This is a genomic window from Mesorhizobium sp. P3_B5, from assembly GCF_056402815.1.
Window position 1 is genome coordinate 211,429 of sequence record NZ_JBFUGR010000003.1, and the last position, 26,697, is coordinate 238,125.

At 63.7% G+C, this 26,697-nt stretch carries 27 protein-coding genes and 1 pseudogene; 14 read left to right on the forward strand and 14 right to left on the reverse strand.

Annotated elements, in window-relative coordinates:
* The first annotated feature begins 58 nt into the window (after positions 1-58).
* Entirely contained in the window at positions 59-520 is a 462-nt protein-coding gene (locus AC1DVW_RS10760) for a MaoC family dehydratase (RefSeq protein ID WP_477245491.1), read from the forward strand.
* Complete coding sequence (locus AC1DVW_RS10765; RefSeq protein ID WP_477322979.1) at positions 517-987, forward strand: MaoC family dehydratase; 471 nt, start codon at positions 517-519, stop codon at positions 985-987. The genes AC1DVW_RS10760 and AC1DVW_RS10765 overlap by 4 nt, the downstream gene beginning before the upstream one ends.
* Positions 988-1,156: 169 nt before the next feature.
* Here the strand turns inward: AC1DVW_RS10765 and AC1DVW_RS10770 are convergent, their stop codons facing one another.
* The 5 genes from AC1DVW_RS10770 to petA all read right to left on the reverse strand — a co-directional run bounded on the left by AC1DVW_RS10770 (position 1,157) and on the right by petA (position 5,540).
* Positions 1,157-1,702 carry an adenine phosphoribosyltransferase gene (locus AC1DVW_RS10770; protein WP_477322981.1) on the reverse strand — a complete coding sequence of 182 codons (546 nt, stop codon included), beginning with the start codon at positions 1,700-1,702 and terminating at the stop codon, positions 1,157-1,159.
* A 225-nt stretch (positions 1,703-1,927) separates the two neighbouring features.
* On the reverse strand, positions 1,928-2,623 hold the full coding sequence (locus AC1DVW_RS10775) for an acid phosphatase (protein WP_477322983.1): 696 nt from the start codon (positions 2,621-2,623) through the stop codon (positions 1,928-1,930).
* 138 nt (positions 2,624-2,761) lie between these two features.
* Entirely contained in the window at positions 2,762-3,634 is an 873-nt protein-coding gene (locus AC1DVW_RS10780) for a cytochrome c1 (RefSeq protein WP_477245499.1), read from the reverse strand.
* Positions 3,635-3,661: 27 nt separating this feature from the next.
* Entirely contained in the window at positions 3,662-4,963 is a 1,302-nt protein-coding gene (locus AC1DVW_RS10785; protein WP_477245501.1) for a cytochrome b, read from the reverse strand.
* A 16-nt stretch (positions 4,964-4,979) separates the two neighbouring features.
* On the reverse strand, positions 4,980-5,540 hold the full coding sequence (petA, locus tag AC1DVW_RS10790; RefSeq protein ID WP_477322985.1) for a ubiquinol-cytochrome c reductase iron-sulfur subunit: 561 nt from the start codon (positions 5,538-5,540) through the stop codon (positions 4,980-4,982).
* A gap of 313 nt (positions 5,541-5,853) precedes the next feature.
* Between petA and AC1DVW_RS10795 the strand changes: the two are divergent.
* A pseudogene (locus tag AC1DVW_RS10795) lies at positions 5,854-6,199 on the forward strand (cupin domain-containing protein).
* Positions 6,200-6,202: 3 nt separating this feature from the next.
* Here the strand turns inward: AC1DVW_RS10795 and AC1DVW_RS10800 are convergent.
* The 5 genes from AC1DVW_RS10800 to AC1DVW_RS10820 all read right to left on the reverse strand — a co-directional run bounded on the left by AC1DVW_RS10800 (position 6,203) and on the right by AC1DVW_RS10820 (position 11,320).
* A complete protein-coding gene (locus tag AC1DVW_RS10800; protein WP_477322987.1) occupies positions 6,203-6,508 on the reverse strand; it encodes a DUF6665 family protein in 306 nt (101 codons plus the stop codon).
* Position 6,509: 1 nt separating this feature from the next.
* Positions 6,510-6,926: a GNAT family N-acetyltransferase gene (locus tag AC1DVW_RS10805; RefSeq protein ID WP_477322989.1), complete on the reverse strand. Its 417-nt coding sequence runs from the start codon at positions 6,924-6,926 to the stop codon at positions 6,510-6,512.
* Positions 6,927-7,004: 78 nt separating this feature from the next.
* Positions 7,005-8,888, reverse strand: coding sequence for an ABC transporter ATP-binding protein (locus AC1DVW_RS10810; protein WP_477322991.1), 1,884 nt, complete (start codon positions 8,886-8,888; stop codon positions 7,005-7,007).
* A gap of 10 nt (positions 8,889-8,898) precedes the next feature.
* Positions 8,899-10,779 (reverse strand): ABC transporter ATP-binding protein, encoded by a 1,881-nt coding sequence (locus AC1DVW_RS10815; protein WP_477322993.1) that lies wholly within the window; start codon positions 10,777-10,779, stop codon positions 8,899-8,901.
* 25 nt (positions 10,780-10,804) lie between these two features.
* Entirely contained in the window at positions 10,805-11,320 is a 516-nt protein-coding gene (locus AC1DVW_RS10820) for a hypothetical protein (protein WP_477322995.1), read from the reverse strand.
* A gap of 283 nt (positions 11,321-11,603) precedes the next feature.
* On the opposite strand from AC1DVW_RS10820, the gene AC1DVW_RS10825 reads away from it, so the two are divergent.
* Entirely contained in the window at positions 11,604-12,062 is a 459-nt protein-coding gene (locus AC1DVW_RS10825; RefSeq protein ID WP_477322997.1) for a tRNA (cytidine(34)-2'-O)-methyltransferase, read from the forward strand.
* A gap of 164 nt (positions 12,063-12,226) precedes the next feature.
* Positions 12,227-12,700, forward strand: a complete 474-nt coding sequence (soxR, locus tag AC1DVW_RS10830) for a redox-sensitive transcriptional activator SoxR (RefSeq protein ID WP_477322999.1) — start codon at positions 12,227-12,229, stop codon at positions 12,698-12,700.
* A gap of 102 nt (positions 12,701-12,802) precedes the next feature.
* Here soxR and AC1DVW_RS10835 read toward each other — a convergent pair whose 3' ends face one another.
* Positions 12,803-13,060: a hypothetical protein gene (locus AC1DVW_RS10835; protein ID WP_292311022.1), complete on the reverse strand. Its 258-nt coding sequence runs from the start codon at positions 13,058-13,060 to the stop codon at positions 12,803-12,805.
* 101 nt (positions 13,061-13,161) lie between these two features.
* On the opposite strand from AC1DVW_RS10835, the gene hemF reads away from it, so the two are divergent.
* The 5 genes from hemF (at position 13,162) to AC1DVW_RS10860 (ending at position 16,995) form a co-directional block, all read left to right on the forward strand.
* Positions 13,162-14,076: an oxygen-dependent coproporphyrinogen oxidase gene (gene hemF, locus AC1DVW_RS10840; RefSeq protein ID WP_477323001.1), complete on the forward strand. Its 915-nt coding sequence runs from the start codon at positions 13,162-13,164 to the stop codon at positions 14,074-14,076.
* A gap of 244 nt (positions 14,077-14,320) precedes the next feature.
* Complete coding sequence (locus tag AC1DVW_RS10845) at positions 14,321-14,581, forward strand: DUF1344 domain-containing protein (protein WP_477323003.1); 261 nt, start codon at positions 14,321-14,323, stop codon at positions 14,579-14,581.
* Positions 14,582-14,841: 260 nt separating this feature from the next.
* Positions 14,842-15,027 carry a DUF1059 domain-containing protein gene (locus AC1DVW_RS10850; RefSeq protein WP_477245519.1) on the forward strand — a complete coding sequence of 62 codons (186 nt, stop codon included), beginning with the start codon at positions 14,842-14,844 and terminating at the stop codon, positions 15,025-15,027.
* Positions 15,028-15,326: 299 nt separating this feature from the next.
* Entirely contained in the window at positions 15,327-15,920 is a 594-nt protein-coding gene (locus AC1DVW_RS10855) for a hypothetical protein (RefSeq protein ID WP_477323005.1), read from the forward strand.
* Positions 15,921-16,008: 88 nt separating this feature from the next.
* On the forward strand, positions 16,009-16,995 hold the full coding sequence (locus AC1DVW_RS10860; protein ID WP_477245521.1) for a S8 family serine peptidase: 987 nt from the start codon (positions 16,009-16,011) through the stop codon (positions 16,993-16,995).
* A gap of 40 nt (positions 16,996-17,035) precedes the next feature.
* Here AC1DVW_RS10860 and AC1DVW_RS10865 read toward each other — a convergent pair whose 3' ends face one another.
* From AC1DVW_RS10865 to AC1DVW_RS10875, 3 genes are read right to left on the reverse strand one after another with little or no spacing between them, the layout of a single operon-like run.
* Positions 17,036-18,298 (reverse strand): CCA tRNA nucleotidyltransferase, encoded by a 1,263-nt coding sequence (locus tag AC1DVW_RS10865; RefSeq protein WP_477323007.1) that lies wholly within the window; start codon positions 18,296-18,298, stop codon positions 17,036-17,038.
* A complete protein-coding gene (locus AC1DVW_RS10870; RefSeq protein ID WP_477323009.1) occupies positions 18,295-18,924 on the reverse strand; it encodes a CoA pyrophosphatase in 630 nt (209 codons plus the stop codon). The genes AC1DVW_RS10865 and AC1DVW_RS10870 overlap by 4 nt, the downstream gene beginning before the upstream one ends.
* Positions 18,924-19,553, reverse strand: a complete 630-nt coding sequence (locus AC1DVW_RS10875; RefSeq protein ID WP_477273394.1) for a DUF1285 domain-containing protein — start codon at positions 19,551-19,553, stop codon at positions 18,924-18,926. Before AC1DVW_RS10875 ends, AC1DVW_RS10870 begins: the two co-directional genes overlap by 1 nt.
* 146 nt (positions 19,554-19,699) lie before the next feature.
* Here AC1DVW_RS10875 and AC1DVW_RS10880 point away from each other — a divergent pair, with 146 nt between their 5' ends.
* Genes AC1DVW_RS10880 through AC1DVW_RS10895 form a run of 4 tightly spaced genes read left to right on the forward strand, consistent with a single transcriptional unit; the run spans position 19,700 to position 26,606 of the window.
* Positions 19,700-20,704 carry an AAA family ATPase gene (locus AC1DVW_RS10880; protein WP_477245527.1) on the forward strand — a complete coding sequence of 335 codons (1,005 nt, stop codon included), beginning with the start codon at positions 19,700-19,702 and terminating at the stop codon, positions 20,702-20,704.
* On the forward strand, positions 20,704-21,696 hold the full coding sequence (locus AC1DVW_RS10885; RefSeq protein ID WP_477323011.1) for a DUF58 domain-containing protein: 993 nt from the start codon (positions 20,704-20,706) through the stop codon (positions 21,694-21,696). Before AC1DVW_RS10880 ends, AC1DVW_RS10885 begins: the two co-directional genes overlap by 1 nt.
* Complete coding sequence (locus AC1DVW_RS10890) at positions 21,693-24,515, forward strand: DUF4159 domain-containing protein (RefSeq protein ID WP_477323013.1); 2,823 nt, start codon at positions 21,693-21,695, stop codon at positions 24,513-24,515. Before AC1DVW_RS10885 ends, AC1DVW_RS10890 begins: the two co-directional genes overlap by 4 nt.
* Before the next feature lie 3 nt (positions 24,516-24,518).
* On the forward strand, positions 24,519-26,606 hold the full coding sequence (locus tag AC1DVW_RS10895) for a hypothetical protein (RefSeq protein ID WP_477323015.1): 2,088 nt from the start codon (positions 24,519-24,521) through the stop codon (positions 26,604-26,606).
* Positions 26,607-26,697 lie beyond the last annotated feature (91 nt).

Genomic DNA, 26,697 nt, shown 5'->3' on the forward strand with positions numbered 1-26,697 from the left:
CCTGCATCCGGGAACGCCGATCCTTGGCGATCGTACAATCTTGAACCGGATTCGGATGATGACCGGAAAGACCTGGGCCTACGAGGATTTCACCGAGGGCGCATCGCTCGACCTCGGCAAGAAGCAGGTAAGTGCGGCCGAGATCATCGAATTCGCGCAGGAATTCGATGCGCAGCCAATGCATCTCGACGAGGAAGCCGGCAAGGCCAGCATCCTTGGCGGGCTGGCGGCTTCCGGCTGGCACACCTGCGCCATGTTCATGCGCATGCTGTGTGATGCCTTCCTGCTCGACTCGACCTCGCAAGGGGCACCCGGCGTCGACCAGGTCAAATGGAAGAAGCCGGTGCTGGCCGGCGACACGCTCACCGGCAAAGCGACAGTGCTTGCCAAACGCGTTTCCAGATCGAAGCCGCAGATCGGCCTGATCACCATGCGCAGCGAACTGTTCAACCAGCGCGGCGAAAGCGTCTTCGAATTCGAAAACACCTGCATGTTCCTGACCCGTGAGGCCAGCGCATGACGCTGGACGAGTACTTTTGCATCGGTGTCGCCGTCACGCTCGGTTCGCATAGATTTGAACCCGAGGCGATCAAGGCATTCGCCCGCAAATACGATCCGCAGGTCTTTCATGTCGACGAAGAGGCGGCAAAGAACAGCGTCTTGGGCGGCCTCTGCGCCTCAGGCTGGCACACGGCCGCCACCTGGATGAAATACAACCTCGAAACCCGCATGGACGCCGAAGGCATCAACTGGACCGGCCCCGGCCCGTTGCCCGAATTCGGCCCCTCGCCCGGCTTCAAGAACCTGAAATGGCTGAAGCCTGTCTATGCCGGTGAAACCGTCACCTTCAGCCGCACCGCACTTTCCCATCGCCCCATTGCCTCGCGCCCCGGCTGGCGAATGCTGGCGCTACGCGCGGAAGCCTTCGATTCGACCGGCGACAAGGTGCTGGAGTTTGAGAGCGCGGTGCTGGTGAAGGCGGGGTAGTTCTCCCCTTCTCCCCGTTCACGGGGAGAAGGTGCCCGAAGGGCGGATGAGGGGCGGCACCAGCGTTGGTGTCCCGCGTTGCCCTACCCAGCCCTTCGCTATCGCTCCGGGCGTTCGAGCCCTTTGAAAGGTCCACTGGACCTTTCAATTTGCCTTCGGCAAACCGGTCTCACACCCCCTCAAACCCGATCAACGTCCTGACCGGCACCCCCAGCTCCTCAAGCTTCCTGCGCCCGCCCAGATCCGGCAGGTCGATGACGAAGCAGGCGGCGAGAATGTCGGCGCCGATCTGCCGCAACAGCTTCACCGCCGCCTCCGCCGTGCCGCCGGTGGCGATCAGGTCGTCGACGAGGATCACCTTCTCGCCCGGAGCAACGCCGTCCTTGTGCATCTCCATCTCGTCCAGACCATATTCCAGGCTGTAGGCGACGCGCACCGTCTCGTAGGGCAGCTTGCCCTTCTTCCGGATCGGCACAAAGCCGGCCGAAAGCTGGTGGGCAACGGCGCCGCCGAGAATGAAGCCGCGCGCCTCGATGCCGGCGATCTTGTCGATCTTCTGGCCGGCATAGGGATGCACCAGCTCGTCGATGGCGCGGTGGAAGGCGCGCGCATTGCCAAGCAGCGTGGTGATGTCGCGAAACAGGATACCGGGCTTCGGATAATCGGGAATGGTGCGGATCGCGGCAAGCAGCGTGTCTTCAAGCGACGGTTTCATCAGGCGGCTCTCCGGGGATCGGTCGTCCAGATTCGGCAGAAGGGACGTCAAAGGGATTTGGCCGATCGTAACCCGGCGAGGCCAGGGACGGCTACCGCCATGTGCCGCCTGGCAAAAAATTGTCTGGCAAAGGATCGGTTCGCCTCGTGAGCCGTGGCCGCACTAAAAAGGGCGCCCGGGGCGCCCTTTTTTCGTGTGCCGGCTGCCTTTTGGGCAGGCCGGTCGTCACATGCCGAGGTCGGAGCGCAGCTCGGCCCGAGCCACTTCGTATTCGGCCTTGAAATCGGGGCGGCTGAGCAGGATCGCGGCAATGACGCTGCCGGAAATCTTGCCCATTTCGATATCGGAGGGATAGTGGATGCCGCCGACCTCACGGTTGTGGGCGTATTCGGCCGCGCGCGCCATGATCTCGGCGCGCTTTTCCGGAACCATGTCGGAAAGGATGATGCCCATCATGGTGCCGACCGTCGCATGGCCGGACGGCCAGGAACCGGAACTCGACAGCTTGACCACGGGCTTGACGAGATCGCTCAGCTGATGCGGTCGCGGACGCTTCCAGACATCCTTGGCCGGGTCGACGACCGCGCCCTCGGTGGCAACGACGCGATCGAAGAAGGCGCTGAACTTCGGCAGCGTTTCCTTGTTGAACTTCGGTCCCATGACATCGGCGAAGCGCCAGACGTCCTCCTGGGCATCGGCGATGGCCCTGGCTTCCATTTCAGGGGTACGCGTCACCTGCAGCGTCAGCACCTCGCCCAACTCGGCTTTCGTCTGGGCGGAATCGTTTGCCGGCGGCGATGGCAGGATCATCGTCAGGTCGATGTCCTTGTTGGTGACGAAGGGTGCCGCGTCGTCGGCATAGGCCGTGGAGCCGACGACAAGCAGCAGAAAGCCTGCGGCAAGCGATGCATATTTCTTCATGGGTGCGATCCTTTGATGAGGGCAACACAGCATCGCCGAATGCGGTGACGGCCATGTGACACGGCCGGTGTTCTCACCTGCTCCAGAATGCAAAAAGGGCGCCTTTCGGCGCCCTCGCATTTTCGAAGCTTGCAGCGCTCAGTGCGCCACGCCTTCCCATACCTTGCGCTTGGTCAGGTAGACCAGCGCGCCGAACAAAAGCAGGAACACCAGGACACGGAAACCGGTCTTCTTGCGGTCTTCCATGTGCGGCTCGGCCGCCCACATCAGGAAAGCCGACACGTCGCGGGAATACTGGTCGACGGTCTGCGGCGAACCGTCGTCATAGGTCACCTGGCCGTCCGAGAGCGGCTTCGGCATCTTCAGCGACACGCCGGACAGGAAGTAGGGATTGTAGTGCGTACCTTCCGGGATCACCATGCCGGCCGGCGGCTGCTCGTCATAGCCGGTCAGCAGCGAGTGGATGTAGTCGGGACCGCCCTGGGCATATTGCGTGAAGATGTCGAAGACGAAGCGCGGAAAGCCGCGCTCGACGCCGCGCGCCTTGGCCAGCAGCGACATGTCGGGCGGGGCAGCGCCGCCATTGGCGGCAGCGGCGGCCTCGACGTTGGCGAACGGCGCTGGGAAATGGTCGGACGGCTTGCCGGGACGATCGAACATGTCGCCGGCGTCGTTGGGACCGTCATGGATCGTGTATTCGGCCGACAGCGACTTGATCTGGGCTTCCGAGTAACCGAGGCCTTCGAGCGTGCGGAACGCCACCAGGTTCATCGAATGGCAGGCCGAGCAGACTTCCTTGTAGACCTTCAGGCCGCGCTGCAGCTGCGCCTTGTCGTAGGTGCCGAACGGACCGGCGAAGCTCCAGTCCATCTCCTTCGGCTCGTCGATCGGGAAATGCGTCGGCGCGGCAGCGTTGTGTGCCTCTTCGGCGGCGATTGCCCCGGTGTTTGCTGCTCCAACGCCGGCGGCGACAAGGCCAATCAGCGCCAGCGAGGTGAGAATCTTCTTCATGCCAAATCCCCTTAGATTCTCTACCGCTCAGCCCTTGGTTTCCGGCGCGGCCGTAGCCCCCGCAGGATGATGACCGCCGCCCTTGTTCTTCTCAAGCACCGCCTCGGTGATCGAATTGGGCAGCCTTCGCGGCGTCTCGATCAGGCCGAGCACCGGCAGCGCGACCAGGAAGAAGGCGAAGTAGAATAGCGTCGCCATCTGCGCCATGAAGACATAGCTGCCCTCGGCAGGTTGCGAGCCCAACCATCCGAGCAGGATGGCGTCGGCCGCGAACAGCCAGAAGAACAATTTGTACCACGGGCGGTAGACCGCCGAGCGCACCTTCGAGGTGTCGAGCCAAGGCACCAGGAACAGCATGACGATGGCGCCGAACATGCACAGCACGCCGCCGAGCTTGGAATTGATCGGCCCGATGTTGAAGGTGATGGCACGCAGGATCGCGTAGAACGGCAGGAAGTACCATTCCGGCACGATATGGGCCGGCGTCTTCAGCGGGTTGGCGATTGTGTAATTGTCGGGATGGCCGAGAAAGTTCGGCAGATAGAACACGAAATAGGCAAAGACGAACAGAAACACGATCATGCCGAACGCGTCCTTGATGGTCGCGTAAGGGGTGAAGGCGACGGTGTCGGTCTTCGACTTGACCTCGATGCCGGTCGGATTCGACTGCCCGACCACATGCAGCGCCCAGACGTGCAGCACGACGACACCGGCAATCATGAACGGCAACAGATAGTGCAGCGCAAAGAAGCGGTTGAGCGTCGGATTGTCGACGGCAAAGCCGCCGAGCAACAGCTCCTGGACCCAGGTGCCGACCAGCGGAATGGCGGTGAAGAAGCCGGTGATGACGGTGGCGCCCCAGAAGCTCATCTGGCCCCAGGGCAGCACATAGCCCATGAAGCCCGTCGCCATCATCAACAGGTAGATGATGCAGCCGAGGATCCACAGCAGCTCGCGCGGCGCCTTGTAGGAGCCGTAGTAGAGGCCGCGGAAGATGTGGATGTAGACGGCGACGAAGAAGAACGAGGCGCCGTTGGAATGGAGATAGCGCAGCAGCCATCCCGAATTCACGTCGCGCATGATCTTCTCGACCGAATCGAAGGCGAGATTGGTGTCGGCCGTGTAGTGCATGGCCAGCACGATGCCGGTCAGTATCTGTGCCACCAGCATGATCGAGAGGATGCCGCCGAAGGTCCACGCGTAGTTGAGATTGCGCGGCACCGGATAGGAGACAAAGGAATCATGGACCAGCCGCGGCAGCGGCATGCGGGCGTCGAACCAGCGTTCGATACCGGTCTTGGGCGTATAGGTCGAGTGTCCCTCGCTCATCGAAATATCCCCTGCCTCAACCGATAAGGATCTTGGTATCGGAAATGAACTTGAATACCGGCACCGCCATGTTCTCGGGCGCCGGGCCTTTGCGGATGCGGCCGGCGGTGTCGTACACTGAACCGTGGCAAGGGCAGAACCAGCCGCCGAAATCACCTTCCTGGCCGAGCGGGATGCAGCCGAGATGGGTGCAGACCTGAACCATCACCATCCAGGCTTCCTTGCCCGGCGTCGTGCGGTTGGCGTCGGTCGCCGGCGCGTCGGCCGGCAGGTTGGCGTTGCGGGCGATCGGATCCTTGAGGTCGCCCAGATTGACCGCCTCGCCATCCTTCATCTCTTGTTCGGTGCGGTTGCGCACGACGACCGGCTTGCCGCGCCATTTGACGATCAGCGACATGCCCGGGGTCAGCGAGGAGACGTCGACTTCGACCGAGGCCAGCGCCAGCGTCGAAGCGTCCGGGCGCATCTGGTCGATGAACGGCCAGGCGACGGCACCCGCGCCGACCACTGCGGCCATGCCGGTGGCGACGTAGAGAAAATCACGACGGTTGGGATCCTGGATGTCGGTTGCGCTCACGGGTGCCTGATCCTTTCGCCTCTTCCGTGCCGGTGGTCGAGCCTTGTTCCCCGCTCATTCACGCCAACCCGACAGCGCATGGCGAACAGGCTTGCGAATTCCTCCGGCATTTGGACTTCGGTTTATGCGTGAAGCCCGTTTTTGTCCAGCGGGGTGGAGGCACAAGGGCAGATTGTCGCGGGGGCGCAATCCGGCGTCGGACGGGGTGGCGCTGGATACTGTTCGGCCCCGGCCAAACCGCCTTATATCAACGGCGGATCCGCGGCCGGCGTTTGCCTCGACAACAGACGCGGGCGCGTTCTATCCTCTGTCCATGGCACACGTCATAGACCGCGACACATGGGCTGTTCGCTCCGACCGCTGGAAGGGCGAGTTTGCAATGCGGCGCCTACGGCTCCAACTCCTGCCTGATCTTCAACTATCTGCCTGATGTCGGCGGCGGCCCGCGGCTGCACACCCATCCCTACGCCGAGATCTTCATCATCCGCCAGGGCACCGGCCTGTTCACTGTCGGCGACCAGGAGATCGAGGCCTCCGAGGGCCAGATCCTGATCGTGCCACCCAACACGCCGCACAAATTCACCAATCTCGGCCCAGGTCCGCTGGAAACGACCGACATCCACGAGAGTGGCAGTTTTATCACCGAGTGGCTCGAGTGATCCTCATTTCGCGCCGAGCCTGACCAGCACGGCCTTCGGAATGTTGTATTCGCGGATGACCGCGTCATGCTTGCGCAGCCCGCACAATTCGCGCTGGATGAAATAGCCGTGAACCGCCTCGACGGCGTTCTTCAGGAGCCGCGGGCGCAGTTGCTCGTCGCCATTCTCGCGTAACCTCGCCAGCGTCTCCTCGACGCGTTGGCCGGCGCGGCCGAGTGCTGCCGCCTTCTCGGCGAGGATTTCATGGCCGAGCGCGTCAAACGCAGCTTCGGCTGCCGAAGTGCCGGCAGATGGCGGACGCAAGGACATTTCAGCCCCCTTTTCTGAAAATCATATGGTGCGTGACGAATTCTTCCCCTTCCACGCGATGAAAGCCAAGCCGTTCGTAGAAAACGAAGGCCTCTTGCGGCGCGCGGGTGTTCAGCACCGCAAAATAGCGACGTGCCCTGTCGATGACGGTCTCGACCAGCATTCGGCCAAGCCCGGTGCCGCGGTGACGCGCGCTGACGAACAGGTGCCGGACCCGGCCCTGGTCCCTGCTCTCGAAATAAGGATCGATGTTCAACCCACATACGCCGACGAGTTCCCGGCCATGCCATGCCCCGAACAGCGCCTCGCCTCGCTTGAGGAACTTGTTGCGACCGCTTGCCCAGCCATCCGCCAGGCGCACCAGCATCCAGTAGCCTTCCAACCGGCTCTCTTCCTTCAGTGCATCGAAGGCCGGCATGGTTGGTCGCAAACGCTTGAGCACATAGCCGACTTCCGGGCCGACCCTTGGGCCGACATCTGCCGATCCAACCATGCCCTACTCCGCCGGCCGCGTCTCTTCCAGCACGCTGTCCTCGTGATAGAGGAACCCGCCGGACTGCCGCTTCCACAGCCGGGCATAGAGCCCGTCGAGCGCCACCAACTCGTCATGCGTGCCTTGCTCGACGATGCGGCCGCCGTCGAGCACCACCAGGCGATCGAGCGCCGCGATCGTCGACAGCCGGTGCGCGATGGCGATGACCGTCTTGTTCTCCATCAGCCTGGTCAGGTTTTCCTGGATCGCCGCCTCGATGTCGGAATCGAGCGCCGAGGTCGCCTCGTCCAGCACCAGGATCGGCGCATCCTTGAGGAAGACGCGCGCAATCGCCACGCGCTGGCGCTGGCCGCCTGACAGTTTTACGCCGCGCTCGCCGACAAAGGCCTCATAGCCGGCACGGTCGCGATTGTCGCGCAAACCGAGGATGAAGTCGTGCGCCTCGGCCTTTTTCGCCGCCGCGATCACTTGCGCGTCGGTCGCCTCCGGCATGCCGAGCTTGATGTTGTCGCGCAAGGAACGGTGGAACAGCGCGGTATCCTGGCTGACCACGCCGATATTGGCGCGCAGCGAGTTCTGCGTCACCGCGGAAACATCCTGCCCGTCAATGGTGATCTTGCCACTCTCGAGGTCGTAGAGGCGCAGGATAAGATTGACCAACGTCGTCTTGCCGGCGCCGGACGGCCCGACCAGCCCGACCTTCTCGCCCGGCCGCACGACGAGATCGATGCCATTGAGCACGCCGAATCCCATGCCGTAGTGGAACTCGACGTTTTTCACGTCGATGCGGCCGCCGGCCACCACGAGCTCTTTCGCACCCGGCGCGTCGATCAGCCCGAGCGGCTGCGAGATCAGCGCCTTGGAGTTTTCCAGCACGCCGAGGTTCCGCAATATGCCGTTGAGCTGCATCATCAACCGTCCCAGCAGCATGTTGAGCCTGAGCACCAGCGACAGCGTGAAGGCGACCGCGCCGACGGTGATCGAGCCTTCGACCCAGAGATAGACGGCAAAGCAGGCGATCGCCGTGATCATGATGCCCGACAGCGTCGTCAGCGCCATGCGCACGCCGGTCAGCCGGCGGGTGAACGGCCGCAGCGCATCGAGATAGATGTCGAAGCCGTTCCTGATGTAGCGGTCGTCGCCGTCGGCCGAAAACAATTTCAGCGTCTGCACATTCGAATAGGAATCGACGATGCGGCCGGTGATCATCGAGCCGGCTTCGGCGGTTGCCTCGGCATGCTTGCGAATCGCCGGCAGATAAAGCTTGGCCAGCAAGCCGAAGGCCGTGATCCAGATCACCACCAGCACCGCCAGCCTGAGGTCAAGGCCGGCGACCAGCGCCAGCGTCGTCACCGTATAGACGACCATGAACCAGACGACCTCGATGAAGCTTTCCATCAGGTCGCCGGTCGCCTGCCCCGCCTGCCAGACCTTGGTCGAGATGCGGCCGGCGAAATCGTTCTGGAAAAAGGCATAGGACTGGCGCGAGACATGCCGATGCGCCTGCCAGCGCACCAGATTGTAGAAGCCGGGCGTGATCGTCTGCTCGTCGACCAGTGCCGACAGACCGACGACGATGGTGCGGACGACCAGCACCACGACGATCATGAAAACGAGTTCGGGGCCGGCGGCGGTCCACAAGGCATGCCAGCTACGCTGGCCGGGAAGTTGGTCGAGAATATCGACCAGCCGCCCGACGAAGTAGAACAGTCCGGCTTCGACCAGCGGCGCGATGCCGCCAATGACCAGCATGGCGAAGAAGGCGAACTTCGCCTGGCCGACATAATGCCAGAGGAAACCGCCGACGCCGGCAGGTGGCCGAAGATTCGCGGGCTCCCGGAACGGATAGACCCAGTTCTCGAACCAGCGATAGACGGCTGTCATCATGCGGCGGCCATCATTCTGCGGCTTGCCCCTTGGCAACCGCATCGTTGGCGGCTTCGGACGGCCCGTCGTCGAGCAGGAAACCGCCCGACTGGCGCTGCCAGAGCTGCGCATAGAGCCCGCCGCTGGCGACCAGTTCCTCGTGCGACCCTTCCTCGATGACCCGACCCTTGTCCATGACGACGAGCCTGTCCATCGCGGCGATGGTCGACAGCCGGTGGGCAATGGCGATGACAGTCTTGCCTTGCATGAGCTTGTAGAGGTTCTCCTGGATGGCCGCCTCGGCCTCGGAATCGAGCGCGGACGTCGCCTCGTCGAGAATGAGGATCGGCGCGTCCTTCAGCATGACGCGGGCAATGGCGATGCGTTGCCGCTGGCCGCCGGACAATTTGACGCCGCGGTCGCCGACATGCGCCTCGAACTCCTTGCGGCCGCTGGCGTCCGAAAGCCCGGAGATGAAGTCCAGCGCCTCGGCGCGCCGCGCCGCCTCGACCAGCATCTCTTCGGAAGCGTTCGGCCGGCCATAGAGGATGTTCTCGCGCACCGAACGATGCAGCAGCGAGGTGTCCTGCGTGACCATGCCGATCTGGGCGCGCAGCGAATCCTGCGTCACCGACGCGATCTCCTGGCCGTCGATCAGGATCTTTCCGCTTTCCAGATCGTAGAAGCGCAACAAAAGATTGACCAGCGTCGACTTTCCGGCGCCGGAACGGCCAACGATGCCGACCTTTTCGCCCGGCTTCACCGTCAGCGACAGCCGCTCGATGACCCCCTTCTGCTTGCCGTAATGGAAGCGGATGTCGTCGAAGCGGATCTCGCCCCTGGTGACGGCAATGTCCTTGGCGCCCGGCCTGTCGTCGATAAGGCGCGGCAAAGAGATCGAGCCGATGCCGTCCTGCACCGTGCCGATGTTTTCGAACAGGCCCGACATTTCCCACATGATCCATTGCGACATGCCCCAGAGCCTGAGCACAAGGCCGATGACCACGGCGACGGCGCCGATCGTCACCGCCTGGCCGAGCCATAGCCACAGCGAAATAGCGGTGACCGAAAACAGCAGCAGCGAATTCAGGATGTAGAGCAGGCCGTAGAGCACCGTCACCAGCCGCATCGAGCGGTAGACCGTCTGCAGGAAGCCGGCCATGCCCTCTTTGGCAAAGGATGCCTCGCGGCGCGCATGGCTGAACAGCTTGACCGTCTGGATGTTGGTGTAGCTGTCGACGACGCGTCCGGTCATGGTCGAGCGCGCATTGGCCTGCGCTTCGCCGACCTTGCCCAGCCGCGGAATGAAATAGCGCAACAGTCCGATGTAGCCAATGAGCCAGACGGCAAGCGGTGCCGCCAGCCGCCAGTCGGCCGAGCCGACAATGAACAGCATGCCGAGGAAATAGACGACGACATAGTTGAGCACGTCGATGAGCTTGATGACGCATTCGCGCACGGCGAGCGCCGTCTGCATCAGCTTGGTGGCGATGCGGCCGGCAAACTCATCCTGATAGAAGGTCATCGACTGCTTGAGCAGGTAGCGGTGCACCTGCCAGCGGATGCGCATGGGATAGTTGCCCATCAGCGTCTGCTGGTTGAGCAGCGAGTGGAACCACACCGTGCCCGGCAGCGCAAACAGCACGACGAAAGCCATGCCGGCGAGCTTCAGGCCCTCGGTCTGCAGGAAGGTCTCGCGGTTCTGCCCCGACAGCCAGTCGACGATCCGGCCGAGGAAGCCGAACATCCACACTTCCGCCAGCGCGATGGCCGTCACCAGCACCGCATCGAGCAGGATATAGGGCCAGGCGCCGCGCGTATAATGTACGCAGAACGCAATCAGCGTCTTGGGCGGCTCGACCGGTTCCTCGGCTGGGAACGGGTCGAGCCTTTTTTCAAACCAGGCAAACATCGTCTTGGTACTCGCTTGTGTGCGCTCACGCGGCGCGGGATCGCACGACTTCGACGCCAAACGGCTCGGAATCACCCGAGTCGCTGGCTTCGTTTCGCGCAATATAGGGTGTCGAACGCATTTCGCCGACAGGCTCGTTTGACGATCCTGACGCCGCTGTGTGAACGACGCGGATTTTCGCACCCGGCCGGATCAGCCGGATGATCCGACGCACCAGCGACGGCCGGCTGTAGTCGGGAACGGCGTGCGAGAAATCGACATCCGGCAGCATGCCGCGATGCGGACGCCGGCGGATCTCGGCGTGGACCGCCGACGAATAGGTTTCGCCGATCAGCAGCGCCCAGGTCGCCATCTTGCGCTCGTGCAGGCTTCTTGAACCCGGTATCTTGTAGGGATCGAACATCGGTCCGTCCTCCGTATGAAAATGCAGATGAAAGGGTGAATCAAACCCGGCCGCGGGCATGGCGCCGGCGGCAGAGGGAACATCGGTCGAGGCGTGTTCAGGTGGGGCGTTCAGCCCCTTAGACAGCTTGAAAAACATCGCAGGATTCCTTCGAAGACCGAAAAAGGTTTCGGCTGGGAATCGGTGCGACTAAGTCTAAAAGTTCAGGAGAATTGTCGTACCGAAACCGCCGGCAGGCAGGTAAGCCCACGAGAGGGGCGCTGGACGTGCATGGTCATCATGAGTTTCCCCTCCATCGGTTCGGGTTGACAATGCTGGGCGTATATTCGATTTCGCAGAAAATGACCATCCGCAGGTCCAGGAATTTCCAAAACCTGGCGATGCCTGTGGCCGATCTGCCACTTATTAGAAGGACGCGGAAATGAACGATCGTCTCCGCATCGCGCTCTACCAGCCGGATATCGCCGGCAACACCGGAACAATCCTGCGCTTCGCTGCTTGCCTTTGTTTCGGTGTCGACATCATCGAACCGGCCGGCTTCCCGCTCTCCGACCGGACGCTGAAACGGGCCGGTATGGACTACCTCGAAATGGCTGATCTGACCCGGCATGTCGACTGGCACGCCTTCGAGGACTGGCGCGGAGCCAACGCGCGACGGCTGGTGCTGTTGTCGACCAAAGCCGCGACCGCCTACACCGACTTCGCGTTCAGCAACGGTGATATTCTTCTTTTCGGCCGTGAGTCGGCAGGCGTGCCGGATCCAGTCCACGAAGCCGCCGACGCGCGACTGACCATCCCGATGCAGCCGGGCACGCGCAGCATCAATGTCGCGCTTTCCGTCGCCATGGTAGCGGGCGAGGCGATCCGGCAGTTGCGGTAGCATTTGCAGCCGATCGGCAGCCGCCGGCGCCTCGTTCCCGCCGACGATGGCGCCCTCACCCGTCATTCTCACCCAGGCGCACATTGCCTTCTCCTGCGGTTTGCATGTCCAGGGTTTCATCGCTACAAGCTCAAGTTAAGTTGAGGTCAAGCGGAAAATCTGAAATGGCTCCGGTAACGGAATTGACGGTTGGCCAGGTGGCCATGCGCAGCGGTGTGGCGGTGTCGGCACTGCATTTTTACGAGGCACGCGGACTGATCCGCAGCCACCGCACCTCAGGCAACCAGCGCCGCTACGGCCGCGATGTGCTGCGGCGGGTGGCGATCATCCGGGTCGCGCAAGAGGTCGGCATCTCGCTGGCCGAGATTGCTGCGGCCCTTGAATCACTGCCCGAAGGCCGAACGCCGACGCGCGAAGACTGGAACCTGCTGTCGACCGCCTGGCGCGACAGTCTCGACCAGAAGATCGACCAGTTGAAGAAGCTGCGCGACGGGCTCACCGACTGCATCGGCTGCGGCTGCATGTCGATCGACAAATGCCCGCTGAGGAACAAGGGCGACCGGCTGGCGAAGGAAGGCACTGGGGCGAGAAGGTTGGTGACGCTTCCTTCTCCACGTTTACGGGGAGAAGGTGCCTGAACGAAGTGAAGGCGGATGAGGGGCAGCGCCAGCATCCGAAGGTTTGCGCCGCCCCCCACCTGCCTGCCGGCATCCTCTCCCCGTAAGCGGGGCGAGGAAATCCTAATCCGCCGCCGGCAGCCGCCGGATGGTGAACTCGATGACATCGCCCGGTCTTTCGAACCAGCTTTCGATCTCGGTCCAGTAGGCCTGCTTGGGAAAGCGCTCGAACCACTCCTTGGCCTTCAGTCGCGCATCGGAGCGTGGCAGCACGAAGGTCTCGCGCAGGAAACCGTCGCGCGGCATGCGCTCGCGCTCGGCGCGCGAGCGGTCGAGCCTTTTCTTCAGCCCATCCAGCGATGGTCTTGCCGGGGTGCGCACGAAAGAACCCTTATTCACTTGACCCTTGCACGCAAGAGATTAGGGATCGCGCCCGGAAAAGACGAGTCATTTGTCGGGTCAGCCCGAAACCGGAGACAGATTTGGAAAGACCCGAAATACCGGCGGGGCTGCCGGCCGACATCGAACAGAAGAAGATGAAGGCCAGGCTTTGGTTCGAGACGTTGCGCGAGCGCATCTGCGCCAGCTTCGAGCAGATCGAGCAGGACCTGCAGGGGCCGCTGGCCTCGTGGTCGCCTGGCCGCTTCGAAAAGACGCCGTGGGAACGCGACGAGGGCCGCGGCGGCGGCGGCACCATGTCGATGATGCATGGCCGTGTCTTCGAGAAGGTTGGCGTCCACACCTCGACCGTCTTTGGCGAGTTCTCGCCGGAATTCAGGAAGCAGATGCCTGGTGCCGAGGAGGACCCGAGCTTCTGGGCGAGCGGCATTTCGCTGATCGCCCACCCCTGGAACCCCAACGTGCCGGCCGTGCACATGAACACGCGCATGGTCGTCACCTCGCGCCAGTGGTTCGGCGGTGGCGCCGACCTGACACCGGTGCTCGACCGCCGCCGCGTCCAGGACGACCCCGACACAATTGCCTTTCACCGCGCCATGCAGTTCGCCTGCGAGAAGAATGTGGCGGTTGCCGATTACCCGAAATTCAAGGCCTGGTGCGACGAGTATTTCTATCTGCCGCACCGCAACGAACCGCGCGGCACCGGCGGCATCTTTTTCGACTGGCTGCATTCGGGTGAGGAGAGCGGTGGCTGGAATGCCGATTTCAACTTCGTCCAGGACGTCGGCCGCGCTTTTCTCGTCGTCTACGCCCATCTGGTGCGGGCCAACTTCAACGAAAACTGGACCGACGGCGACCGTGACGAACAGCTCATTCGCCGCGGCCGCTACGTCGAATTCAATCTTCTTCACGATCGCGGCACCATCTTCGGACTGAAGACTGGCGGCAATGTCGCCTCGATCCTATCCAGCCTGCCGCCCGAGGTAAGATGGCCGTAAAAAAACGGTGAGCGGGATGTGAGCCGCAATGATGTCCCATTCGCCGAATTCTGGCAGGGAATGTGGCGCCAGAGATTTCTTTTTCGTCTAATATCCATTTGAAAAAACTGGGTTATTTGTCGTTCCGGGTCGGGAAGCGCCGGCGGTTCGTCCGCGAAACCGCGACTCGACGCAACCGGACGGCCCAGACAATGCGGATCATTCTCCCAACAAGGATGCCCGCTTTTCCCAGGAGTACTTTGCAATGCGCAAAATCATTGTGTCGGCCGCAGCCGCCGCCCTTCTCGCCTCTGGCTCGGTTGCCTTTGCCGCCGTCAAGCACACCACCGTGACGATCAAGGCCTTTGACGCAACGGCCATGAGCCTGGTTCTCGATGATGGATCATCTTTTACGCTGCCTAAGACCTTCAAGGATCCTGGCCTGAAGGCCGGCGAAAAGGTCCGCGTTTCCTGGGACATGAGCGGCAAGAACAAAGTTGCCGAGGCAGTCAAGATCGTGAAGTGATGGACCAGCCGGGACGAGACCTATTGGTCTTGCCCCAAGGTAGCGTAAGAGGGCGGAGCAGCGATGCTCCGCCTTTTTGGTCCTGACCGGCATTCTGCGGCAACCAAAATCTTGCATCCGTGTTATGCTTGTCACCCCGCATATGACCCGAAAACCCGGATACGGTTTTCGAAAAACGATCATGCGCGGAACAAACATGCCGGAGTGTCCGTTGCCTGCCCGACGGGCGCGGCGCTCCAAGGAGGAAAGGAGAAACTCCAATGAAGCAATTTCACTGCGGCTCGCTGGTTCCCGGCTGTGACTGGCATACGCGCGCCGAGGAAGAAGCCGAAGTCATGCGCCGCGCCGCCGAACACATGCGCGAGACGCATGGCGAGACGGTCATCCGCGAGACAATGATCGAGGCGATCCGCTCGCGCATCGAGAAAGTCCGTGACGCGGCGTAGGTGCGTAGCAGAAAAGCCCTCGACCGATAGCGCCCGCCATTGGCATTCCTGACGCCTTGGCGGGCGATTTTGACAAATGCGGCCACACCGGCGTCGAATGGCCTTGGAACATTGCGGCCCGTGAATTTCATCCCGGCGTTCCCGGTCGAAAAAAATCATATTCGCTGCAGCTGAAATAAACCCTGCGGTAACCGAGCCCGTGCGACTGTCGCGCGGATAATCCGGCTACAGGGGGCTGATCGAGAAGCCCGTCGCTACCAGGCACTGGTCCGGAATCGGTGGGGCGAGGTGTTTCGCGCATGCGCGAAAAATCCGGCAATAGAGCCAAATTCCGCACGACGGCGCTCCTGGTGTCCGCGCTCCTTGGGGCGTCTCCGGCGATTGCCCAGGAAATCCCGACCCAGGAATTTACGACATCGCTGGTCGATATACACCAGGGCTCGCCGCTCAGCGACCGCGCCAGAAACCTGGGCGACGGCGGCTATGAGCTGCAGAATGGAAACTGGGTATCGTTCACCCGTTGGTACCGCACAAGATGGGTCGACATGCACGTGGATCTGCTCACCCAGATCACGAACGATACCGGCATCCTGTGGGGGTTTGGGACCGGGGAACAGGGCGAGAAGTATCGGATCGAGCCCAGCTTCAAGCTTGGCTTCCTCACTCAGGTTCATCCGAGCGCGAACAGCATCCTTTCCTTGTCCTTCACAACGACCTTCGGCGGGAGCCTCTCAGAAAAGTCCTGCGAAGCCGATTATGGCGACTTGGGCACCTACAGCGTCAATTGTCGGCTCGCGGCCGGCGAGATGGCGCCTGAGGAAACCTTGAAATATCTGGTTAACGCTAAACCGGAGAGCCAGCATATCTGGCTGAATTACCGTGTTACTTTCTGATCGCGAGGGGGGCGTACGAGACATGTCACGTAGCCGCCAGAACTTCGCGATCGGCCGTCGTAGCTCTTGTTTGATCCGGGGTAAGAACATGTCACGCAATCGTTGGAAGTTCGCTCTCGCCACAGCGCTCGCCCTCCTGCCGGCATCGATGGCGGCGGCGCAGGATACTCTTGGTCCGGATCCGCTGGGGGCGCTTTGCGTCAGCGATCAATCAAACGCTTCCATATGCCTGAGCGCAACGCTGCCGACCGCCACGACGCAGGCCGTGCAAAGCTGGATGAGCCCCGATGTCGGTGCAGCATGGGCTGCAGGCTACAAGGGAAAGGGCGTCACGATTACCATCGTCGACGACTTCTCCAGCACATCGCGCTTCTCCGGCAATTTTGGCACCGGAGTGCAGAACCAGCGGCATGGCGAATGGACGCGCCTGGAAGCCAGCATGATTGCACCCCTGGCGACCATCAGATCGAAGGACTTCTCCACGAGTTCGGCGGTCACGCTGGCGCCGGGCCTGAACGTGCTCAATCTGAGCTATGGCATGTACGCCAAGGCGGGCTATAGCCCGAACCAGATCGGATGGAGCGCCGAGGAAGCCTCCATCATCTCCTACGCCACCAAGGGAACAGCCGTCGTTTCGAAGGCAGCGGGCAACGACGCGGTTGCGGTCGGCGGTGTCGTCGGCGGCCAGCAGGACTATCTCGACCTCGCTCTGGTTGGAAAGGCGTCAGCGATCTTCGTCGGCGCGCTCGACGGGAATGGCACGACGTCAGCCAAGACCAAAATGGCCTGGTATTCCAACACTGCCGGTTCCAACCCGGTTGTGCAGAGCCATTTCCTCGTCGTGGGTGTCGCCGGGAACAAGACGGGCCTTTACGGCACCTCTTTCGCCGCGCCGATCATTTCCGGCTACGCCGCGATCGTGGGCAGCAAGTTCACCAACGCAACGCCGACCCAGATCACCAACCAGTTGCTCAACACGGCCCGTACCGACACGCTGGTCAACTATAGCGCCTCCGTCTATGGCAAGGGCGAGGCAAGCCTTTCACGCGCGCTGGCTCCCTTGGCGATCAAGTGAGCGGCATCAGACTGGACAATGCGGCCACGAGGCCAGGGTTCTAGGCTTCAAGTGCCTTCGCGGCGCGCTCAAGCAGCGCGCCGCGATCGGGCGCAAAACCGGCCTCGATCCACTCTCGTTCTAGGTTTTTCAGGATAGCGCCGAGTTTCGGTCCCGGCGACGCGCCAAGCCTGGTCAAATCGGCGCCCTTGAGCGGAAAGAGCGGCTTTTCCCATTTTGCGGCAAAGGCAAGCAGGCGCGAAAAACCGCCGGCTTCGAGCAGTGCATCATTGTCCTCGACGGCGCGTGCCCGCGCTGAAGCCAGCGAAAGCCGCAGCCGGTCGACAAAGCCTTCCTGATCGCCAAGATAAAGCTTTTTCGCCAGTTCGCCTTCGGACGTCTTCGGCTCGACGGCAGCGGTCAGCGCCCAGTGACGCAGCCGATCGGCTTCACTGGTGGAAAACTTCAGCCGCTCCGCCAGCACCTTCACGCGCGCCACATCAGGCGGCACGATGGCTTCCAGCCGGAGCAGCGGATCCGGCGTCCAGCCCAGATCCTTTCCGGTTTTGACCAAGCCGTGAATGGCATCGATGCCCCATTTCTCACTTTCCGGCAAAACGCTGGTCAGCACGCCGGCCTGGCGCATCCACAACAGGGCGCGCGACGGATCGGGCGCCGACAAAAGCTTCTTCAGTTCGGACCAGACGCGCTCGGCCGAGAGTTGGCCAAGCCCCTCCTTCAGCCGGGCGCAGGCCTTCAGCCCTTCGGCGTCGGGTCGGCCGTCGCCATACCAGGCGAAGAAACGGAAGAAGCGCAGGATGCGCAGAAAGTCCTCGCGGATTCGCGCTTCCGGGTCGCCGATGAAACGCAGCCGGCGCGCTTCGATGTCGGCGACACCGCCGACCAGGTCGATGACCGTTCCGTCGGCTTCGGCATAAAGCGCGTTGATGGTGAAGTCGCGCCGTTCCGCGTCGGCCTTCCAGTCGCGGCCGAACGAAACCTTGGCGCGACGCCCGTCGGTCTCGATGTCGGCGCGCAAAGTGGTGATTTCATAAGGTTTGCCGCCGGCGACGACGGTGATTGTGCCGTGCTCGATGCCGGTCGGCACCGCCTTGAAGCCCGCCGCCTCGGCACGGCGGATGGTTTCCTGCGGCAAACAAGTGGTGGCGATGTCGATGTCGGCAACCGGCTGGCCGATCAGCGCATTGCGCACCGCGCCGCCGGCGACACACGCCGCCTCGCCGCCATCCGTCAGCACGGCGAGCAGGCGCTGCAGGTGCTTTTCGCCGAGCCAGTCGGCTTTGCCCGCGATCGATACGCTCACGTATAGAGCCTTTCATAGAGCGTGCGGATGATGCCGGCGGTAACACCCCAGATGCGCCGATCGCCATAGGGCATATCGTAGAAGAACCATTCGAGGTCGTTCCACATCCGGCTGTCCCTGGTGTGGTTGGCCGGGTCCATCAGGAAACGCAAAGGCACTTCGAAGGCGGCATCGACCTCCTCGGAGTTCAACGTCAAGGAAAAACCCGGCTGAACGATTGCGAGCACCGGCGCAATGCGATAGCCGCTGCCGGCGACATAATCGGGCATGCGGCCGATGATCTCGATGTGATCCTGCCCGAGCCCGATCTCCTCGAAGGTTTCGCGCAGCGCCGCGGCCTCCGGGCTCGGATCGGTCGGGTCGATCGTGCCACCCGGGAAGGCCACCTGCCCCGAATGGCTGCGCAGCTTTTCCGCCCGCTTGGTCAAGAGAACCGTCGCTTCGCGCCCGTGATCGACGACCGGAATCAGCACCGCAGCGTCGCGCAGCGGCTTGGCTTGCGTCAGGCGCGGATGGCCGGGGTTGAAGCGATGGTCGCCAAAATCGTCGCCCTCATGCGCATCCGGCTGGGCCGCGACACGTGTGCGAAAATCCTCGGCGGAAAACGGCGGCGTCATTTGATCCATCACGCGCTCAGCCGCTGCAGTTTTTCGGCCGGCATGATTGGATAGACCTCGCCCTTCGAGCGCACGGCAAACATCTTTCTGCCGCCGACGTCGATCTCCTCGCCATGCGCGACCAGTTCATACATCACCGGCCGCGCCACCAGCGCTTCCAGCCGCCCGCGCACCAGCACATAGGGTTTCAAGCCGCCGGTCTCGTCCTCGTCGACGAAGCGCAGCGGATTGCCCGGCCCGGCCTCGACCACATCGCCGACATTGGTGCGGAAAGTGATGACCTGATCATCGCCGCTGCCGGAAACATCCATCTCGACGGCGATGAACGGCGCATCGACGATTCGGATGCCTACCTTTTCCACCGGCGTCACCAGATAGGTCTTGCCATCGGCGTCCTTGCGCAGCACGGTCGAAAACAGCTGCACCAGCGGCATGCGGCCGATCGGCGTGCCCAGATAAAACCAGGTACCGTCCTGTTTGATCTCCATGTCGAGATCGCCGCAAAAGTCGGGATTCCAGCGCTCTACCGGCGCCGCGCCCTTGCCGGCGCGCGTCGCCCGCGAGATCAGCGCCTCGAGACCCCGCGCTTCGGTGGCGCTCGTAAGGCTTTGTTCGCGATGTTCGGAGCGTTCCGTCATGGTCACGAAATAGTCACTGTTGTTCCGCTTGTCAGCCTAAGTCTGTGATTTAAGTTCAAATGCAGGCGCCAGGCGAGGCCGAATCGCGGCATTCTGCGGCACTGAGGGTGCAAGCCGGTATTTCCAACCACAAGGATCGATACGACATGAGCGTGATGATCAAGGAAAGCCCGATCAGCGAAAAGGACATGATCGCCCAGGCCGAGAAGGCGCTGGCCGATATTTCCAGGGTCCGCGACGGCGTCGGCCGTGTCATTTTCGGTCAGGAAAGCGTCGTCGAGCGCACGCTGGTGGCGCTGCTGGCCGGCGGCCATGCGCTGCTGGTCGGTGTGCCGGGCTTGGCCAAGACCAAGCTGGTCGAGACGCTGGGCATCGTTCTCGGCCTCGATTCCCGCCGCATCCAGTTCACCCCCGACCTGATGCCATCCGACATTCTCGGTTCCGAGGTGATGGAACAGGACGAATTCGGCAAGCGCTCCTTCCGCTTCATCTCGGGGCCTATCTTTGCGCAATTGCTGATGGCCGACGAGATCAACCGCGCCTCGCCGCGCACCCAGTCAGCACTGCTGCAGGCGATGCAGGAGTATCACGTCACAATTGCCGGCGCCCGCCACGACCTGCCGGCGCCCTTCCATGTGCTGGCCACGCAGAACCCGCTGGAGCAGGAAGGCACCTATCCGCTGCCCGAGGCGCAGCTCGACCGCTTCCTGATGCAGGTCGACATCCTCTACCCGGAAATCGAGGCGGAGCGCCGCATCCTTTTGGAAACCACCGGCATCGAGGACGCCAAGGCCGAAAACATACTGCAGCCGGCGCGGCTGAAGGAGATCCAGACCCTGATCCGCCGCATGCCGGTGCCGGAAAGCGTCGTCGAGGCGATCCTCAAGCTGGTGCGCTCAGCGCGCCCCGGCCAGGGCAATGCCGAAACCGACAAGCATGTCGCCTGGGGACCAGGCCCGCGCGCCAGCCAGGCGCTGACGCTCTGCGCCCGCGCCCGTGCGCTTTATGACGGACGGCTGGCGCCGTCTGTCGACGACATCCGTGCGCTGGCCGAGCCGGTGCTGCAGCATCGCATGGCGCTGACCTTCGCCGCCCGCGCCGAGGGCACGAGCGTGCGTGACGTGGTGGCGAAACTGGCAAAAGGCATCTGATGGCGCGTATCGGCGAAGTCCAGACACCGGCAGCGACGCGCGACGCGCTCGCCCGTGGCCGGTTGCGGGCCTCGCTGGTGCCGGATCTGCTGGTCGAGGCACGCCGCCTCGTCAACACTGTGATCGCCGGCTGGCATGGCCGCCGCAAGCGCGGCATCGGCGAGAATTTCTGGCAGTTCCGGCCCTATGTCGAAGGCGATTCCTCGCGCATCGACTGGCGCCGCTCGGCCCGCGACGACCACACCTATGTCCGTGACCGCGAGTGGGAGGCCGCCCATACGGTGTGGCTGTGGGCCGACCCCTCGCCTTCCATGCTCTACAAATCGACCGGCGCCACGGTTTCGAAGGAATCGCGCGCGCTGGTGCTGGCGCTGGCCATGGCCGAGCTTCTGTCGCGCAGCGGCGAGCGCATCGCCTGGCCGGGCCTGACCGATCCGTTCACCGCCCGCAACGGCGCCGAGCGCATCGCGGCCCAACTCACCCACGCTGGCGATCTTCCGGCCAAGCCAGACCTGACCGCCATCCGCCGCTTCTGTGACATCGTCATCGTCAGCGATTTTCTCGACCCGGTCGAAGACACCATGGCCTGGCTCGATGTGCTCGCCCGCCACGGCGTGCGCGCGCATCTGATCGAGGTCGCCGATCCGGCCGAGGAAAGCTTCCCCTATGCCGGCCGCACCGAATTCACCGATCCCGAGACCGGCGACAAGCTGACCGCCGGCCGCGCCGAAATGCTGGGCGATGAGTACCGCCTGCTTTACACTGCCCGCCGCCAGGAACTGGCCGGCTGGTGCAAGCGGCTCGGCTGGAGCTTTACCGTCAATCACACCGACCGCCTCGCCTCCGAGGCGCTGGTGCGCCTGCACATGGCGATGACCGCCGATGGCGGATATGCCGGGGTGACCGCGGGTAGCGGTCATGCCGGCATGGCCGCCGGTAGCGGTCAGCCCGGGCCGACCGCTAGCGATCGTGCCGGAAAGGTCAGCGCATGAGCTGGCTGCCGCTTTCCTTCGGTGCGCCCATGGTGCTTTGGGGCCTGCTGGCGCTGCCGGTGATCTGGTGGCTCTTGCGGTTGACCCCGCCCAAGCCGCAGAGCGAGGTGTTTCCGCCGCTGAAGATCCTCGCCCGCGTTCTGAAGCGCGAGGAGACGCCGCAGCAGAGCCCATGGTGGCTGACGCTGCTCAGGCTGTTGATGGCAGCCCTCATCGTCGCCGCTTTGGCCGAACCTGTCTTCAACCCGCGCGAAAAGCTGCCGGCCGAGGGCGCAGCGCTGGCGCTGGTCGTCGACAATGACTGGGCAAGTGCCGCCGACTGGGGCAAACGCGTCGCCACCGCCCAGCGGCTGATCGCCGATGCCGGCTCGAACGGCGTGCCCGTCATCATCGCCTTCACTGCTGAAAAACCCAATGCCGAGATCGGTCCTTTCGATGCAGCGGCGGCACTTGACCGGCTGCGCGCCGCCAAGCCGCGGCCGATCCCGACCGACCGGCCTGCCGTGTACGCCCGCGTCGCGGCAGCCCTGGAGGCCCTGCCCGGCGCCAGCGTCGCCGTCCTTGCCGACGGACTGGCCGCGCAAGGCGACGAAGCCGCCTTCAACACGTTGCTGTCGAAGAACGCCGCTCGCGTCGTCTGGGCCGTCTCCGACCGGCTTTCGCTGACCGGCCTGACCAGCGCCGACAACCAGGTCGACGGCTTCGCGCTGACCGCCATCCGCGCGCCGGGCGATCCGGCCCCGGCGCAAGTCACCGCCGGCGCCTTCGATGACAAGGGCCGCCGCATCGCCGACGCGACGCTGACCTTCGCCCCAGGCGAAGCCACCGCCACAGGCACGATGGCGGTGCCGTTCGAACTGCGCAACGACTTCGCCTCTATCGCCCTCGATGGCGAGCGGCAGGCAGGTGCCGTGCGTGTCCTCGACGAGAGCTCCAAGCGCCGCCGGGTCGGGCTGTTGTCGCAGTCCGAGGCCGACCAGGCGCAGCCGCTGCTGTCGCCGCTCTACTACATCAGACGCGCGCTGCAGCCCTTCGCCGATCTGGTTGAACCGTCGAGCGCTGACCTCGCCGACGCCATTCCGCAACTGCTCGACCAGAAGCCGGCAATGATCGTCATGGCCGATGTCGGCACCATTCCCGAACAGGTCCGGCAAAGGCTGGTAGACTGGGTCGACAAGGGCGGCACTCTTGTGCGTTTCGCCGGGTCGCGGCTGGCTGCCGCCGGCAATGACGACGATCTGCTGCCGGTCCGCCTGCGCACCGGCGAGCGCTCGCTCGGCGGCGCGCTGTCATGGACGACGCCGCAGCCGGTCACCGAATTTCCCAAGAACGGCCCCTTTGCCGACCTCGCTCCGCCCGCCGAAGTCACCGTCACAAGGCAGGTACTGGCCGAGCCGACGCCCGATATCGTCGAGCGCACCTGGGCCACGCTTGCCGATGGCACGCCGTTGGTGACCGGGCTGAAGAAGGGCAAGGGCACGCTGGTGCTGTTCCATGTCACGCCCGAAGCGACGTGGTCGAACCTGCCGATCTCAGGCAGTTTCGTCGAGATGCTGCGCCGCATCGTGCAGCTGTCACGCAACCAGGGTGCTGCAGTCGCCAACGCCGAAGCCGCCGCCACCTCGCTGGCGCCCTACCGCATGATATCGGCCGACGGCACTTTGGTGCCGCCGACGCCTGATGCGAGGCCGCTAGTGCCCGGTGCCGGCCCGCTGCCGGTAACCTTCGAGAACCCGCCCGGCCTCTACGGCTCCGAGGCCGGCGTCTTCGCCCACAATCTGCTCGATGCCGGCAGCACTTTTGCGCCGCTGGTGCGCCCGCAATTCACGGTGCCGGTCACCACCATCCAGTACGCCTTCGATGAATCGCGCAACCTGAAAGGCCCGCTGGTCACGGCGGCACTCGTGCTGATGGTGCTCGACACTCTGGCCGTGTTCTGGATGGGCGGCCTGTTGTCGCGCCGGCCCCGCCGGGCCCGCGCGGCTGCGACCGCGGCCGCCCTTCTGATTGCGCTCGGCGCACTGTTCGGCCATGCCGACATCGCCCGCGCCGACGATGCCAAGCCCGGCGACGCCGCAGCGATCGAGGACATTTCCAAGACCCGTATCGCCTATGTGCTGACCGGTGAGCCCGGTGTCGATTCGATCAGCCGCGCCGGCCTCGAAGGCCTGACCCGCTTCCTCATCGAGAAGACCGCGCTCGAACCGGGAGCGCCCGCCGGGGTCGATATCGCCAAGGACGAACTGTCCTTCTACCCGCTGATCTACTGGCCGATAGACCCCACCGCCCCGATGCCTACCGAAGCGGCCATCGCCCGCATCGACGCCTATATGCAGCAAGGCGGCACGGTTCTGTTCGATACACGCGACCAGTTCGCCAATGGCATCGGCGCCGATTCGACCAGCCCGGCGACGGAGCGGCTGCGCGACATCCTTGGCAATCTCAACGTGCCACCACTGGAGCCGGTGCCGTCCGACCACGTGCTGACCAAATCCTTCTTCATCCTGCCGGAATTTCCCGGGCGCTTCAGCGGCAGCCCGCTCTGGGTCGAGGCGTCGCTCGAAGCCAGCAACACCGAAAACCGCCCGGTGCGCGTCGGCGACGGCGTCTCGCCGATCATGATCACCGCCAATGATTTCGCCGGCGCCTGGGCGGTCGACGAGAATGGCGACCCGCTGCTGCCGACCGTGCCGTCGGATCCGATGCAGCGCATCTACGCGCTGCGCGCCGGCGTCAACATCATGATGTACATGCTGACCGGCAACTACAAATCCGACCAGGTGCACGTCCCGGTTCTGCTCGAACGGCTGGGGCAGTAGGCCATGAACTGGTCCCTCTCCTTCGAACCGCTCATCTCCTGGCCGCTGCTCGCCATCGTGCTGGTGCCGTTGATATTGCTGGCGCTGGTCGGCCTGTGGTTTCGCCAGCGCGGTGCGATCTTCCGCTTCGCCGCCCTGCTGGCATTGGGCGCCGCTCTGCTCAACCCGGTGTTCCTCAGTGAGGAGCGCGAGGCGCTGAAGAGCGTTGTCGCAGTCATCGTCGACCGCAGCCAGAGCCAGGACATTGGCGAGCGCACCAAGCAGACCGACGATGCCCTTGCCGGACTTGTGCAGCGTCTTGGCCGCTTCAAGCAGTTCGACGTCCGCGTCGTCGAGGCCGGCAAGTCCGAAGCCGCCGAGGAGCGCACCGACACTCGGCTTTTCGGCGCCCTCGAAAATGCTTTCCGCGACGTGCCGCCATCGCGCATCGGCGGCGCCATCATGATCACCGATGGCGAGGTGCATGACGCTCCGGCCGGAGCCCCCGATTTCAATGCCCCGCTGCACGCGCTGATCACCGGCAACGACCACGAAAAGGATCGCCGCATACGTTTCGAGAACGCGCCGCGCTTCGGCCTGGTCGGCAAGCCGCTCGATATGACCTACCGCGTCATTGCCACCGACAACGAAACCGGCCCGGTCGATGTCCGCGTCTCGGTCAATGGCGAGCAGGTCGCGGTCGAAGAGGCGACCATCGGCCAGGCGATGCCGTTGCAGGTGACCATTCCGGGCGCCGGCCGCAACATCGTCGAGCTCTCCATCGACCGCGAGCCAGGTGAACTGACCGATGCCAACAACCGCGCCATCGCGCTGATCGACGGCATCCGCGAGAATTTGCGCGTGCTGCTGGTCTCCGGCGAACCGCATGCCGGCGAGCGCACCTGGCGCAACCTGCTGAAATCCGACGCCTCGGTCGATCTTGTCCATTTCACCATTTTGCGGCCGCCGGAAAAGCAGGACGGCACGCCGATCAACGAATTGTCGCTGATCGCCTTCCCGACGCGCGAACTGTTCGTCGAGAAGATCAAGGATTTCGACCTGATCATCTTCGACCGCTATCAGCACCGCGATGTGCTGCCGATCCTCTACTACGACTACATCTCCGAATATGTCGAAAAGGGCGGCGCACTGCTGATAGCGGCAGGCCCCGAATATGCCGGCGAAAGCTCGATCGCCCGCACGCCGCTGATGTCGGCGCTGCCGGCGATGCCGACCGGTGAAGTCATCGACAAGGCCTTCTACCCGCGCCTCACCGATCTCGGCCAGCGCCATCCGGTGACGCGCGGGCTCGACGGCTCGGCGACCGAACCGCCGCACTGGAGCCGTTGGTTCCGCACCATCGGCGTGCAGAATCCCGAGGGCGAGGTGGTGATGAAGGGCGCCGACAATCGGCCGCTGCTGCTGCTCGACCACAAGGGCGAAGGCCGTGTCGGCATGCTGTTGTCCGACCAGGGTTGGCTGTGGGCGCGCGGTTTCGAGGGTGGCGGCCCGCACGTCCAGCTCTACCGGCGCATCGCCCACTGGCTGATGAAGGAGCCCGAGCTCGAGGAAGAGCGGTTGACCGCCGAAGGCCGCGGCATGGTGTTGGAAGTCCGCCGCCAGACAATGAGCGACGACCCCGGCCCGGCGCAGGTCATCACGCCATCGGGCAAAGCGCTGATCGTCAGGCTCGAAAAATCCGAACCCGGCGTTTTCCTGGGCAGCATCCAGACCAGCGAGATCGGCCTCTACCAGATCGGCAATGGCGACCTGACCGCGCTTGCCCATGTCGGTCCGGTCAACGCGCCGGAGTTCTCCGACGTCATCTCTACGGAAGGCCGGCTGAAAGCGCCGGCCGAGGCCACCGGCGGCAGCGTACGCCGGCTGGCTCAATCCTCCGCGCTTGGCAGCGTTGCCAACGATGTGGCGTTGCCCTCGATCGTGCCGGTCCGCTCCTCGGGAGCGGCCACCGGCAGCGACTGGATCGGACTGCGCACCACCGACGACAGCGTGCTGAAGGCTGTCTCGCGCGTGCCGCTGTTCGGCGGCTTCCTCGGCCTCGGCCTGCTGCTGCTTGCAATGGGCTCGATGTGGTACCGCGAGGGAAGGTAGCTCCCTTCTCCCCGTCACTATACGGGGAGAAGGTGCCGGCAGGCGGATGAGGGGCAGCGCTGAATTGACGTGATTAGCAATGCTCTACGCA

Bases quoted from the DNA above. Each gene is read 5' to 3' on its own strand.
- AC1DVW_RS10760 (WP_477245491.1), top strand. From the start codon at position 59: ATGACCGGAAAGACCTGGGCCTACGAGGATTTCACCGAGGGCGCATCG.
- AC1DVW_RS10765 (WP_477322979.1), top strand. From the start codon at position 517: ATGACGCTGGACGAGTACTTTTGCATCGGTGTCGCCGTCACGCTCGGT.
- AC1DVW_RS10770 (WP_477322981.1), bottom strand. From the start codon at position 1,702: ATGAAACCGTCGCTTGAAGACACGCTGCTTGCCGCGATCCGCACCATT.
- AC1DVW_RS10775 (WP_477322983.1), bottom strand. From the start codon at position 2,623: ATGAAGAAATATGCATCGCTTGCCGCAGGCTTTCTGCTGCTTGTCGTC.
- AC1DVW_RS10780 (WP_477245499.1), bottom strand. From the start codon at position 3,634: ATGAAGAAGATTCTCACCTCGCTGGCGCTGATTGGCCTTGTCGCCGCC.
- AC1DVW_RS10785 (WP_477245501.1), bottom strand. From the start codon at position 4,963: ATGAGCGAGGGACACTCGACCTATACGCCCAAGACCGGTATCGAACGC.
- AC1DVW_RS10800 (WP_477322987.1), bottom strand. From the start codon at position 6,508: ATGTCCTTGCGTCCGCCATCTGCCGGCACTTCGGCAGCCGAAGCTGCG.
- AC1DVW_RS10805 (WP_477322989.1), bottom strand. From the start codon at position 6,926: ATGCCGGCCTTCGATGCACTGAAGGAAGAGAGCCGGTTGGAAGGCTAC.
- AC1DVW_RS10810 (WP_477322991.1), bottom strand. From the start codon at position 8,888: ATGATGACAGCCGTCTATCGCTGGTTCGAGAACTGGGTCTATCCGTTC.
- AC1DVW_RS10815 (WP_477322993.1), bottom strand. From the start codon at position 10,779: ATGTTTGCCTGGTTTGAAAAAAGGCTCGACCCGTTCCCAGCCGAGGAA.
- AC1DVW_RS10820 (WP_477322995.1), bottom strand. From the start codon at position 11,320: ATGTTTTTCAAGCTGTCTAAGGGGCTGAACGCCCCACCTGAACACGCC.
- AC1DVW_RS10825 (WP_477322997.1), top strand. From the start codon at position 11,604: ATGAACGATCGTCTCCGCATCGCGCTCTACCAGCCGGATATCGCCGGC.
- soxR (WP_477322999.1), top strand. From the start codon at position 12,227: ATGGCTCCGGTAACGGAATTGACGGTTGGCCAGGTGGCCATGCGCAGC.
- AC1DVW_RS10845 (WP_477323003.1), top strand. From the start codon at position 14,321: ATGCGCAAAATCATTGTGTCGGCCGCAGCCGCCGCCCTTCTCGCCTCT.
- AC1DVW_RS10850 (WP_477245519.1), top strand. From the start codon at position 14,842: ATGAAGCAATTTCACTGCGGCTCGCTGGTTCCCGGCTGTGACTGGCAT.
- AC1DVW_RS10855 (WP_477323005.1), top strand. From the start codon at position 15,327: ATGCGCGAAAAATCCGGCAATAGAGCCAAATTCCGCACGACGGCGCTC.
- AC1DVW_RS10860 (WP_477245521.1), top strand. From the start codon at position 16,009: ATGTCACGCAATCGTTGGAAGTTCGCTCTCGCCACAGCGCTCGCCCTC.
- AC1DVW_RS10870 (WP_477323009.1), bottom strand. From the start codon at position 18,924: ATGGATCAAATGACGCCGCCGTTTTCCGCCGAGGATTTTCGCACACGT.
- AC1DVW_RS10875 (WP_477273394.1), bottom strand. From the start codon at position 19,553: ATGACGGAACGCTCCGAACATCGCGAACAAAGCCTTACGAGCGCCACC.
- AC1DVW_RS10880 (WP_477245527.1), top strand. From the start codon at position 19,700: ATGAGCGTGATGATCAAGGAAAGCCCGATCAGCGAAAAGGACATGATC.
- AC1DVW_RS10885 (WP_477323011.1), top strand. From the start codon at position 20,704: ATGGCGCGTATCGGCGAAGTCCAGACACCGGCAGCGACGCGCGACGCG.
- AC1DVW_RS10890 (WP_477323013.1), top strand. From the start codon at position 21,693: ATGAGCTGGCTGCCGCTTTCCTTCGGTGCGCCCATGGTGCTTTGGGGC.
- AC1DVW_RS10895 (WP_477323015.1), top strand. From the start codon at position 24,519: ATGAACTGGTCCCTCTCCTTCGAACCGCTCATCTCCTGGCCGCTGCTC.